At 72.6% G+C, this 11,769-nt stretch carries 11 protein-coding genes; all 11 read right to left on the reverse strand.

Features of this window, described 5'->3' with window-relative positions:
• Window positions 1-364: 364 nt before the first annotated feature.
• On the reverse strand, window positions 365-745 hold the full coding sequence (locus IEZ31_RS48580) for an NYN domain-containing protein (protein WP_190256930.1): 381 nt from the start codon (window positions 743-745) through the stop codon (window positions 365-367).
• A gap of 106 nt (window positions 746-851) precedes the next feature.
• The gene (locus IEZ31_RS48585; protein WP_190256931.1) at window positions 852-2,135 is read right to left on the reverse strand and encodes an AAA domain-containing protein; all 1,284 of its coding nucleotides are present in this window, start codon (window positions 2,133-2,135) and stop codon (window positions 852-854) included.
• A 61-nt stretch (window positions 2,136-2,196) separates the two neighbouring features.
• Entirely contained in the window at window positions 2,197-3,672 is a 1,476-nt protein-coding gene (locus tag IEZ31_RS48590; RefSeq protein WP_190256932.1) for a hypothetical protein, read from the reverse strand.
• Window positions 3,669-4,796 carry a hypothetical protein gene (locus tag IEZ31_RS48595; RefSeq protein ID WP_190256933.1) on the reverse strand — a complete coding sequence of 376 codons (1,128 nt, stop codon included), beginning with the start codon at window positions 4,794-4,796 and terminating at the stop codon, window positions 3,669-3,671. The genes IEZ31_RS48590 and IEZ31_RS48595 overlap by 4 nt, the downstream gene beginning before the upstream one ends.
• Window positions 4,797-4,824: 28 nt before the next feature.
• Complete coding sequence (locus tag IEZ31_RS48600; protein WP_229837017.1) at window positions 4,825-5,625, reverse strand: hypothetical protein; 801 nt, start codon at window positions 5,623-5,625, stop codon at window positions 4,825-4,827.
• Between the two features lie 78 nt (window positions 5,626-5,703).
• Complete coding sequence (locus IEZ31_RS48605) at window positions 5,704-6,741, reverse strand: acyltransferase family protein (RefSeq protein WP_190256935.1); 1,038 nt, start codon at window positions 6,739-6,741, stop codon at window positions 5,704-5,706.
• A 119-nt stretch (window positions 6,742-6,860) separates the two neighbouring features.
• Window positions 6,861-7,364, reverse strand: a complete 504-nt coding sequence (locus IEZ31_RS48610) for a DsbA family protein (RefSeq protein ID WP_190256936.1) — start codon at window positions 7,362-7,364, stop codon at window positions 6,861-6,863.
• A 40-nt stretch (window positions 7,365-7,404) separates the two neighbouring features.
• A complete protein-coding gene (tuf, locus tag IEZ31_RS48615) occupies window positions 7,405-8,592 on the reverse strand; it encodes an elongation factor Tu (RefSeq protein ID WP_190256937.1) in 1,188 nt (395 codons plus the stop codon).
• 328 nt (window positions 8,593-8,920) lie between these two features.
• Window positions 8,921-9,997 (reverse strand): FHA domain-containing protein, encoded by a 1,077-nt coding sequence (locus IEZ31_RS48620; protein WP_190256938.1) that lies wholly within the window; start codon window positions 9,995-9,997, stop codon window positions 8,921-8,923.
• Between the two features lie 242 nt (window positions 9,998-10,239).
• A complete protein-coding gene (locus IEZ31_RS48625) occupies window positions 10,240-10,740 on the reverse strand; it encodes a DUF2199 domain-containing protein (RefSeq protein WP_190256939.1) in 501 nt (166 codons plus the stop codon).
• A gap of 11 nt (window positions 10,741-10,751) precedes the next feature.
• Window positions 10,752-11,555, reverse strand: coding sequence for a pyrroline-5-carboxylate reductase (gene proC, locus IEZ31_RS48630; RefSeq protein ID WP_190256940.1), 804 nt, complete (start codon window positions 11,553-11,555; stop codon window positions 10,752-10,754).
• Window positions 11,556-11,769 lie beyond the last annotated feature (214 nt).

Below are 11,769 nucleotides of genomic sequence, written 5' to 3' on the forward strand. Positions count from 1 at the left end.
CTCTCGATGACCTTTGAATGCACGCCGATTCAGCGGATCGTCACTCGACAAAGGCCGTCGAAATGGTGCTCTCGGCGGGATACCCACATGGGGTCTAGCAGCACCTCAGGGCACATGGCACCGACCTTACCAGCATCATCACTCGACGCGACAGACGTGTAACGTGCCGCACATAATAGATCGGCACAAATTAGTCTGACGTTTTCGCGGGCTATTCACCGGCAATTCACGAGACCGGTACCCATCCAGCTTTGCCGGACCGTCGAAGCGGGTCAACTAGCTCCCATATTGTGGGACATAGCCCGTTGACACTTTCTTGACACCCGTGCCTACATGCGCATACGTAGACGGCAAATCCTATCCGCTAGGTAGATTCACGTCGTCCACCATATGAGATCATGGTCCGCAGGCGACCCGGGCTGAGAATACTCGCACCCAACTCCTCGACACGCCGCCGGAGCCCCCGGTCCGATGTCACGACGGTGACCGGACGATGAACGACATTGTCGCCGACCAGCGCAACAATGTGGTCGTCGCCCGATTGCCGCGCCGCTTCCACGGCCACCCCGGGCACCGGGGAGACCCCGCGGGCGGCGCCCTCCACGACCAGCGTGACGTCACCCGGAAGCGGGGCCGCGGCGAGGGCGTCGCGCAGCCGGGCGGCCGCGCCGGCCCGGTCCCGCCACCAGCCGTCGGGCACCGACCCGACCACGTTGGCGCCGTCGACGATGATGAGTGGTCGCATGTGGTGAGTGTTACCGCACGGGGGTGGGCGCGAACCCTCGGCACTCCGCCGCCACGCCGGTGACCCCGGCTTGAGGCGCCCGGCGCCCGGGTTCGAGGCGGTCGAGCTACGACCGGCTCAGGTGCGCGAGGACCGCCTGGTTGGCCTCCCACCCGTCCGGGAAGCGGACCGGCACGTTGAGGTGCACCGGCTCGGCCGACGGATGGTTGTCCAGGAGCTCGGCGATCCCGGCCCGGGCGACCACGATGCACGCGTGGCGGTGCCGGGACGCGAGCACGCACAGGCGGCCCGCCTCCAGGTGGAACGCGCCGGCGTCGCGCCGGCCGGACAGCGGGTGCAGCACGACCGTGACGTCGTACTCGCGGCCCTGCAGCCGGTTCGCCGTGTCGACCGTGACGTCCGCGCCGACCGTTTCGGCGAGCGCCTGGCGGATGGCGGCCACCTGGTCGCGGTGAGCGGCGCCCACGGCCACCCGGTCGGCGGTCACGGGGCGGCCCTCCGGAGCATGCTCCGAGTACGCCACCGGCCCGCGCTGCAGCAGCCGGGCGACCAGGCCGGCGATGGCGGCGACGGCCTCCCGGTCGGTGCGCACGGTGTGTTGGGCCGGCAGCTCGTGCAGCGCCCAGCCGGTGCGCCGCGCGGTCTCCAGGGTGGCGTCCAGGGTTCGGTCGCCGCCGATCGCCCGGGTGGAGAACTCCAGGCGCCGGTCCCCGTCGGACGTGCCGGCCCGGAACGGGGTGAACGGATAGAACGCCGCCGACACCAGTTCGGCCGCCGACGGGGGGAGCCGCCAGGACACGGGCAGGCGATGGACGGGCAGGTCGGGATTGTGTCGCAGCAGTACCGCGACCGCGCTCTGCATCGGGTCCCACGACAGGCCGGCCCAGCGCTCGCCGCCCACGACGGAGAACGGGTCGAGCTGGCCGGGGTCGCCCACGAACAGGCCCCGCGAGAACCGGCCGGCGACCCGCAGCAGCATGTCGGAGCGCATCTGGTAGGCCTCGTCGACGATCGCGCGCTCCCACGTGCCGTCGGTGACGGTCGCCCACTTGGCGGCGGTGCCGATGACGACCGCGCTGTGCTGCACGTCGGAGACCGCGCCACTGACCTTGACCGAGCCGTGCTTCACGACCCGCTGGGCCGGCACGTAGGTCGACGCGGAGAGCCGGCCGATGTCGAGCTGCGGCGCGGCCGAGGCCAGCCGGTCGATGAGGTCGTCGACCTGCTCGTTGGTCTGCGCGACGACCATCAGGCGTTCGCCGGACTCGGCCATCGTGCGGGCGGCGCGGACGACGAGCGTCGACTTCCCGGCGCCCGGCGGCGAGTCCACGACCACGCCCCGCCCGGCGGCCGACCCGAAGTCGCGCAGGATGTCCTCGATGACGGTCATGCGTCCTCCGCTCCGCTCCGGCCGCATGCGTGAAGGCTGAGCCGATGATGACCGGAACCGGTCATGACCAGTCCTCCTGCGCGTCGAGGTCGGACGGCTGGACCTCCGGCGGCGGGCCGCCGTGCGTCCAGGGTGTGTCCTCGCGGCTCGGGAACCTGCCCGGCGGCTGGTACGCGTCGGTGACCGGGCCGTAGGTGACCCGCTCCCCCACCGCCGGCACCGACCCGGGCGCCGGGTTCTTCACCGACCGGCCCATGCCCTTGCTGAGCTCCAGCACCACGTCGACCGAGGACACCGAGACGACGACGGCCTGCTGGGCCAGCCGGGCCGGGGAGACCAGCTGCGCGCCCGGCTCCAGGCGCACCGGGTCGTCGGTCTGCACGGTGATGTGCGGGCGCAGGGCCGCCTTCTTGCCCGACGTGTCGACCCGGTTGGGCGAGGCGGCGACGACGGTGCCGGTGAACGCCTCGCCCGAGAGCCGGAACTCGGCCATCACGAGCGGGTCGTCGAGCGCGCGCTGGGCGTCGTAGCGCGCCTGCTCCCGCTCCAGCCGGTCGAGGCGGCCCGCGGCGGCGACCGCGCTGTCGCGCCGCGGCTGGGGTAACGCGGTCCCCTCGGCGAGCGACATGTGGTACATCGTGAAGACATCGCGGTCGACGCCCCAGCGCGCCTCGACGGACGCGCCCGCCGGCCGCCGGCGCAGCAGGCGCACGGCCTGCCACATGAGGTCCCAGGTCGGCTGCAGCTGCTCGGACAGCGCCGCCTCCAGCGCGGCGACCGCCCGGTCGCGGGCGTGCTCGTCGCCGGCCCGCGACACCGTCGCGAGCGCCGGGGCCAGGATCTCGTTGTCGAACGTCGGGTCGGTGCTCGGGCCGGCCGGCGGCGAGCGCAGCGGGTCCTCGGCCAGGGCGGCGGCCGCGGGGCCGTCGAGGCCGTCGGGCGGGTCGATCCAGGCGAGCAGCGCGGCGAGGTTGGCGTCCTCCAGGCCGCTCTGGCCGGTGGCCCAGTGCGCGCCGAGCACCTCGGTCATCGCGAGCAGCGTGGCCGAGCCGGGGTGGTCGGCCCGCTCGCGCAGGAAGGTCAGCCACTGGCCGAGCAGCGGCACGGTGCGGTGCACCGGGTACGGGCCGAACGGGCGGCGGAAGCGCGTCGAGCGGCCGAGCAGCCGCACGAACTCGACGCCGCCGCGGTTGGGCACGAGGACCTGGGGCGCCTCGGCGTACCGCACCTTCGTCGTCTGCCCGGGGTCGACGCTGCGCGCGCAGCTGTCCACATAGGACAGCACGACCCGGGCCAGCTGGGCGACGAACTCGAAGCGCTGCGTGCGGTCGCGCGGGTTCGCCACCACCAGCAGCCGGGGCGCGGCCGGGTCGGTGCCGGCCATGGCGGCCAGCGGGGCGGCGGCCTCGCCGGCCAGGGTGAGCGGCACGAGCACCAGCGGCCGGTCGGCGACGTGGGTGTGCCGCACGGTGGTCAGCGGCTGGGCCCGCCCGGACTCGGCCGCCTCCGCCCGGGCCAGTGCGGTGAGGATGCTCACGCGATCCCTTCGAGGCACTCGGTGCGCAGGCGGTGCGCGAACCGGAGCAGGCCGGCGATCTCCTCCTGGCCGGCGCCGGGGGTGAGCGTGCCCCGGGCCAGCCCGAGCACGGTGCCGATGCTCTCCACCCCGCCGAGGTCGTCGCGGACCGTGCGGCCCAGCGCCGCCGTCGAGCCGGCCGACTCGTCGCGGCAGAAGAAGGCCATCTCGCAGGTGCCGAGACAGTCCGGGCTGTACCGCGCGTCGATCGCGCTCACCGCCTTGCGCAGCTCGTCGGCCGGGCGGCTGGGCAGGTGGTCGGCGTCGTAGGCGAGGTCGAACGACAGCCCCGGGGGCAGCGCGTCGATGATCTCGTCGAGCCGGGTGAGCCTGGACAGCTGCCGCTGCAGGACCGACAGCTGCTTGCGCACGTCGACGAGGGTGGCGGTCGGCCGGTTGGCGAAGTTCTCGGGGCAGACGAGCACCACGTCGTGCGACACCGTCTCCGGCGGGTACCCCAGCTCGCCGAGCAGCTCGCGCATCGCCATGACGTAGACCGCCGACTGGCGGGCGGCCGCGGCGGCCTTGCCGGCGTCGGCCTGCCCGTCGATGACGGCGAACGACTTGATCTCCACGACGTGGAACCGGCCGCCGGCCCGGAACGCGATGAGGTCGGGCTCGAGGTAGGCGTAGTAGCCGGCGATGTCGAGGCGCAGCATCGGGTGGTCGAACAGCGTGCCGGCGTCGTCGCGCTCGCCCGCGGCGCGGGCCAGCAGGCTCTTCGTCCGCGCGTAGCGCACCTCGCGGCTGGCGTTGCCGCCGACGTTGGACAGGTCGTCGTAGGCCACCTCGGGGATGGCCAGCCCGAGCCGCTCCCGCAGCAGCTGCAGCAGCTCGGCGGCGCCGTCGGCCTTGACCTGCGCCTCGAACGCGTTGCCGCGGGCGATCGCGAACCGGGACTGGCCGAAGCCGGACGGGAACCCGAGGTGCCCGGCGACGGCGCCCTTGTTCACCCCGGCCGCGTCCATCAGCCCCCGGCGGCCGCAGCCCGGGTTGCTGGTGAGGGCCGCGATCGTCCGCGCGTTGTGGTTGCGCGGCGCCACGGTGCCGCGGATGCGGTCCAGCCGGTCGACCAGTGCGTCCATGGGCGTCTCATTTCGGGGAAGGCGTGCATCAGTTCGCGGTCCTGCTGCGCAGTTTGTGCAGCCGGGCGCCGAAGAGCGCCTCGGCGCCGTCGAGCCGGTCGCGCGCCCGGCCGGCCGCCGCGGCGCGGTCCGCGGCGTCGGCGTCGAGGTGCACGTCCAGCTCGGCCTGGGCCTGTTCGGCCACGGTCTTCGGGTCGACCTCGCCGGCCGCCCCCGGGATGCTCGCCGCGAACCGCCACAGCAGGCGGCGGGCGTCGTGGGCGTCGTCGGGCAGCTGGGCCACCCGCTGGGCGATCCGGATCGCGCCGATCAGGAAGTCGACGCGGGCGCTGAGCGGCCCGACCACCCGGGACTCCAGCGGCCAGGTGGAGATGGCCAGGAGGCCGCGGGCCGGGGAGAGGAGGTCGGCGGTCAGCGCGGGACACAGGTAGTACGGCCGGCCGAACGGGGCGACCTTGAAGGAGCGCTCCTCGTCGCGGCGCAGGCTGGTGAGCCGGGCCGCGACGAGCTCGCCGGGGAAGAACGCGTCGTGGACCGCGATGATGAGCTTCGGCGCGGCCGGGACGCCGAGCAGGGTGAGCGCGTGGTGCACCTGCTCGCGGATGGACAGCATCGGTGGCGCCTTGCGGTCGGGCGCCGGCGCCGGCGTGGAGCGCTCCTCCAGGTCGGCGAGGGCGTCGTCCCAGGCGTGCTCCGCGCGGCGCAGCTCCGCCCGCAGGGCACGGGCGTGTGTCCGGTCGCCGGCCGTGGCGGCCCGCCGCAGCTCGCCGCGCAGCCGGTCGATCCGCCGTTCGAGGGCCTCTATCGCGGCCGAATTCGATTCGGACACGAACGGCACGGTAGCTGGTTCCAGCAATCTCCAGCAAAGACCAGTGTCGGCGTGTCGCCTTGCGTTTTGCGCCGGGTGCTAGGCAGGCACGGGTGCGGGGCGTTCCTCCAGGACCCGCGCCCGGTTCCGCGCCGGGACGGGGATGACCTGCGGCTTGCGTTTGGCGGCCAGGTCCTCGACCCAGCCGAGGGTCAGCACCACCGCCGCCACCAGCAGGAACACCGACGACAGCTGGATGAACCCGCCCATCGCGCCGAGCAGCGACACGCCGAGCACGAGCGCGACGTCCCGCACCGTGATGATCGCGGCCTCGTGCCACAGGTAGATGGTCAGCGCGCGGCGGTTGACCGCCTCGGTGACCGGTTCGGCGGCGCCGAGCGACATCATCGCGGGCGCGGCGTTGAGCAGCACCAGCAGGAACGCGGTCGACCACAGCGTGTCGGCGACCGGCGCGTCGTTGAGGTCGTACCCGCGGGGGCCCGGGTTGCTGTACAGGAGCGTGAGGCCGATGCCGCCCATGACGGCGCACAGCGGCCAGAGGATCTTCTTGGAGATCCGCTGCAGGGTGCCGTCGTGGTGGGCGAAGCCCAGCATCCAGGCCGGCGCGTACATGAAGAAGTCACGGACGATGCCGCCGGTGCCGTGGCCGGTCTCCCACAGCACGACCAGCACCGTGAAGGGCACCAGCAGCGACGGGATCGGCCACTTGCGGAACGCCCAGAGCAGGGCCGGCGAGAGGACGATGAACCAGAGGTACGAGCGGATGTACCAGATCTGCCCGAACATCGGCGCGCCCCACTCGGAGGCGGGCGGATCGTGGAACGGCAGGAACCACAGCACGACGCGCCACGTCTGCTCCAGGCCGCCCACGAGCGACATGGTCACGACGGCGAACGTGCCGAGGACCCAGAAGGGCGGGAGGATGCGACGCATCCGCCGGCCGAGAGAGCGGAGGCCGGACCGGTCGAGCGAGGCGGCCATGAGCGACCCGCCGAGCGCGAACATGAGGCCCATCGCCGGGAACGCCACGGTCAGCCACGCGAATCCGAGGGTGTGGTACGTGACCACGCGGATGATCGCGACGGCTCGCAGGAGGTCTACGTACCGGTTCCGCATCCCCTACAGGTTGCCCTGCGCGCCTTAGGAGCAACCTTCCTCAAGCTCAAAATTGCCTGTGTTTCTTCTCAAAGATCCTAGAGACGTCGACCCGTAACCATTTGGGCAATCGAAGGGGTTCACCCGTTTCTCACCTTGCCGAGCGTGGCGGTCAGCGTGTCGGCCTCCTGCCGCAGGCCGTTGAGGAAGAACGTGGGGGTGTCGGTCACCCCGCTCGCCCGGCCGCTGGCCAGGTCGCGGTCGATCCGCTGGTAGTGCACCCGGTTCCCGCCGGTGTCCGGCAGGCCGAACTGCTGCGCGTACCGCTGCAGGTCCTCGTCCTCGAGCCGGTCCTGGTGCGCGAGCAGCAGCGCGTGCATGCTCCAGAACGCGCCCGCGTCGGCGGCCGCCTCGGCGAGCAGCGCGGCCGGCATGGCCCGCGGGTGCGCGTCGACGAGCGGGAAGTGCCGGAAGGCGAACCGCAACCGGTCGCCGAGGTGCAGCTGCAGCCGCTCGACGACCTCGAACGCGCGGCCCGTGTCGGGGTCCGCGTAGTCGCCATACTCCACCAGGGTGATCGGCGCGCCGGAGGATCCCTGCACGTGGTCGTCACCGTTGGGGGGCCGGCTCAGGGAGTTCGACATGGGCGTCATCCTGCCCCGTGCGGGCAGGATGACGCCTGTGCTAGTCGAGCAGTTCGGTCACCGTGCCGGCGCCGACCGTGCGGCCGCCCTCGCGGATGGCGAAGCCGAGCCCGACGTCCATCGCGATCGGCTTGCCGAGCTCGACGACGAGGTCGACGGTGTCACCCGGCATCACCATCGTCACCTCGCCCAGGTCCACCGACCCCACCACGTCCGTCGTGCGGAAGTAGAACTGCGGCCGGTAGTTGGCGAAGAACGGCGTGTGCCGGCCGCCCTCCTTCGTGGTCAGCGCGTAGACGTGCGCCCGGAAGCGCCGGTGCGGCGCGACCGAACCGGGCAGCGCGACCACCTGGCCGCGCTGCACCTCGCCGCGCTTGACCCCGCGCAGCAGCAGCGCCGCGTTGTCGCCCGCCTCGGCCCGGTCGAGCTGCTTGCCGAACATCTCCAGGCCGGTGACGACGGTCGGCTGGGTGGGTCCCAGCCCGACGACCTCGACCGGCGTGTTCAGCACGAGCGTGCCGCGCTCGACGGCGCCGGTGACGACGGTGCCCCGGCCGGTGATGGTGAGCACGTTCTCGATCGGCATCAGGAACGGCTCGGCCAGCACCCGGTCCGGCAGCGGCACGTACGTGTCCACGGCGTCGAGCAGCCCGGCGATCGAGTCCACCCACGCCGGGTCGCCTTCGAGCGCCTTGAGCGCCGACACCCGGACGACGGGAACCTCGTCACCCGGGAAGCCGTACTCGCTCAGCAGCTCCCGGATCTCGAGCTCCACGAGGTCGAGCAGCTCGCCGTCGTCGACCGCGTCGGCCTTGTTCATCGCCACGACGAGGTGCGGCACGCCGATCCGCCGCGCGAGCAGCACGTGCTCGCGCGTCTGCGGCATGACGCTGTCGACCGCGCTGACCACCAGAATCGCGCCGTCGACCTGGGCCGCGCCCGTGATCATGTTCTTCACGTAGTCGGCGTGGCCGGGCATGTCGACGTGCGCGTAGTGGCGCGTGGCCGTCTCGTACTCGACGTGGGCGATGTTGATGGTGATGCCCCGGAGCTGCTCCTCGGGCGCCCGGTCGATCCCCTCGAACGAGGTGTACTGGTTGACCGACGGGTACCGCTCGGCGAGCACCTTGGTGATGGCGGCGGTCAGGGTCGTCTTGCCGTGGTCGACGTGACCCATCGTGCCGATGTTGAGATGCGGTTTGGTCCGCGTGTACGCCTGCTTGGCCATCTGACACTCCACAGTGGATTTGTGGTCGGGTGTGCAGAACCCTGGGCCGAGCCTTGTCCTGAGTCGTGTGCGCAGGGCGTCCGGCTCGGCCGGCTCACCCTCCTCCGTCGGTTCCGCAGGACAACTGCGGGAGGAGGGTCAGCGTCGGAGGCCGGCCTCTAGCGCCGCGGCTAGCGCTGAAGACGCCCACGCGACCGCCGAGCCGGCCGGCTGGCCGAGCTCCAGAAAGGCGGTCGTCACGATCACGACGCGAACAGTAGCGCGCCGCCGCATCGGCGGCAACGGATTTACCTATGGCGTTGGACACATACCCCCATGGGGTATGTGATCACTTGTTGGGCAGGCGGATGGCGATCGTCGGGGCGTCGGCCATCACCGAGTTGGGTGCGCCGCCCTTGGCCACGTCCGCCGGCGGGCGATCGGCGCGGCCGACGGTGACCTCGGGATACAGCTCGACCTCGTCCCACTCCCCCATCACCTTGGGCTCGTGGCGGCCGAGCTCGATCTCGCGCGGCGCCATCGTGGGCGCGGTGCGGGCCAGGACGGCGGCGCCGTTGGTGCTGACGTCGGTCACCAGGACCATGCCGTCGCGCAGCTCCAGGCGGATGTGGTTGCGGCTGACCCGGCGGGCGCCCTCGTCGTCGAGCCACTTGCCGATCGTCACGCCCTCCTCGGGCGCGCGGCCGACGATGACCGGCCGGGCCGCGGTGACCGCGAACCGGGTGCGCACCGTGCCGTCGATCCGCACCACCATCGGCACGGCCGGCGCGCGGACCCCGGCGTCGATGAGCCGCTCGCCGTGCCGCGGGCAGATCGGCGCGCCGCTGGGCAGGGCCGGCGGCGCCTGGCCGGCACCGGGGGCCGGCGCACGGCCGAACATGGGGCAGTCGCCGGCCGGGCACCGCCAGTAACGACTCAGCACCGGGTGCGGCCGGGGCGTCGACCCGGTGACGGGCGCCAGCGCCAGCTCCATGCTGGTCGAGCCGCCGGTCGTGACGTAGACGGGGCCGGGGTGGCCGGGCAGCGGCACCCGGCTGACCACCGGCAGGCCGGTGAGCGCGGCGACCTCCCGCACGCGGGCGCCCGGCCGGGCGCCGGGCGGCAGCATCTCGATGAGGCCGTCGTCGGACCAGCGGCGCAGCACCATCCGCTCGTTGGAGGTGAAGTCGGTGTCGGACATCGCGCCGCGCTCGGCGACCGCGTAGAGCCCGACGCCACCGTCCCCGAGCTGGCGGCTCAGCGCATCGACGAAGAGCCCGAGGCGCAGCAGGGCGGCCGGCCGGCCCCCGTCGAGGTCGACGCTGCGGGCCCCCTCCACCAGGTCGATGACGCCGCCCGCGAGCAGCGGGTCGACGCTGAGTCGTCGCTCGATGGCGTCGAGTGCACGGCTGGTTTCGAATCGCACCCCGCTATCATGCATCAGCCGTCGACCGGAGCCGGGGCACGGCTCCGGACACGCCTTCACAAAGCCGCCGCCGGCCACCTCTGCGGCCGACGGCGGGCCTTGCGCCGCGCTCCCGGCGGGCACCCTTGGGGGGAGAGGGTGGGGGAAGGGGCCGGGCGCGGTATCCATGTCGTGACTGGTAGTGATGACGATAGATCACCGCGGCGTGGAGCAACAGCGGTGAATGTTTGAATGAAACCGGCTCAGCCGCCGCAGACCTTCGCCACCTCGACGAGGCGGTGCGGGGCAATGCCCTCGCGCTGCTCGACGGCGAGGGGATGGTCGGTCGGCTCCAGCTCGACGTACGGCCGGCGCCCCGGCTCCCGAGTATGCACCTGGGTCTTCAGCTGGAGCGTCTCGGGGTAGCCCGGGATGTTGTTCGACAGCCAGCCGAAGTACGGCGGCTCGGCCGTGCGCTCCGGGTCGTCCCACCGCTCGACGGCCCGCGCGAAGTTGGCCGGGCTGAGGCTGACCCAGACGTTGTAGGTCAGGTGGTCGGCGAACCCGTGCACCGGGATCTCGACCAGGCCGCGGATGAAGAAGTGCCGCTCCTCGAGCTCCGGAGCGTCGATGCAGCAGAGCTCCTCCTCCAGGAACGACTCGTCCCCGGCTCCGGGAGCGCCCCAGTAGTCGGGCGCGGAGAACGCCCACACGCTCGGCACGTCGCCGAGGTCGGTGCCACAACACGCACAGAGGAATGCCACGGCGTCGGATACTAGCCCTGCTGGGCGATCTCCCTCGCGCGGTCACGGGCCGCCTCGAGCGCGGCCAGGAACGCGGCGCGCACGCCGTGGTTCTCCAGCTCGCGGATGGCGTTGATCGTCGTGCCGGCCGGCGAGGTGACCGCCTCGCGGAGCTTCACCGGGTGCTCGCCGGACTCGCGGAGCATCACCGCCGAGCCGATCGCCGACTGCACGATGAGATCGTGGGCCACCTGGCGGGGCAGGCCGAGCAGGATGCCGGCATCGGTCATCGCCTCGACCAGGAAGTAGAAGTACGCGGGGCCGGAGCCGGACAGCGCGGTGACCGCGTCCTGCTGCGACTCGGGGACGCGGATCGTCCGCCCGAGCGGCCGGAACATCTCCTCGGTCTGGGCGAGGTGCCCGGCGGTGGCGTGCGAGCCGGCCGAGATGGCCGTCATGGCCTCGTCGACGAGCGCGGGGGTGTTCGTCATGACCCGGACGACCGGGGTGCCCTCCGGCAGATGCTTGGCGAAGAACGCCGTGGGCAGGCCGGCGCACAGAGAGACGACGAGCTTGCCCTCCGGCACCTTCGGCCCGATCTCGGCGAGCAGGGTGCCCGCGTCCTGCGGCTTGACCGCGATGGTGAGCACGTCGGCCTCGGTGAGCGCGGTCTCGTTGTCGACCACACGAATCCCGTACCGCTCGGCCAGCTCGCGGGCGCGCTCCGGCCGCCGCGCGGTGGCGATGAGCCGGTCCGCTGCCCAGCCGGCCCGGAGCAGCCCGGACAGCAGCACTTCGCCTAGCTTGCCGGCTCCGAGCACCGCGATGACGTGCACGTCCCTCTCCCCTCCGATGTCGCCGCCCACACGATCTCACGCCCACCCGGCCCGCCACGTCCGCACCCCCACCCGCCGCTCGACACCCCCGGCACCCCGCTCCACCCGCCCGGCCCGCCACGTCCGCACCCCACTCGCCGCTCGGCACCCCGCTCCGCCCACCGGCCCGCCACGTTCGCCACCCCACCCGCCCGCTCGACACCCCGGCACCCCG

It is taken from the genome of Dactylosporangium sucinum (assembly GCF_014647515.1).
Classification (GTDB): Bacteria; Actinomycetota; Actinomycetes; order Mycobacteriales; family Micromonosporaceae; genus Dactylosporangium; species Dactylosporangium sucinum.

Coding starts and splice junctions, on each gene's coding strand:
- IEZ31_RS48605 (WP_190256935.1), bottom strand. CDS start 6,741: ATGCGGAACCGGTACGTAGACCTCCTGCGAGCCGTCGCGATCATCCGC.
- IEZ31_RS48595 (WP_190256933.1), bottom strand. CDS start 4,796: ATGGACGCACTGGTCGACCGGCTGGACCGCATCCGCGGCACCGTGGCG.
- IEZ31_RS48585 (WP_190256931.1), bottom strand. CDS start 2,135: ATGACCGTCATCGAGGACATCCTGCGCGACTTCGGGTCGGCCGCCGGG.
- IEZ31_RS48580 (WP_190256930.1), bottom strand. CDS start 745: ATGCGACCACTCATCATCGTCGACGGCGCCAACGTGGTCGGGTCGGTG.
- tuf (WP_190256937.1), bottom strand. CDS start 8,592: ATGGCCAAGCAGGCGTACACGCGGACCAAACCGCATCTCAACATCGGC.
- IEZ31_RS48610 (WP_190256936.1), bottom strand. CDS start 7,364: ATGTCGAACTCCCTGAGCCGGCCCCCCAACGGTGACGACCACGTGCAG.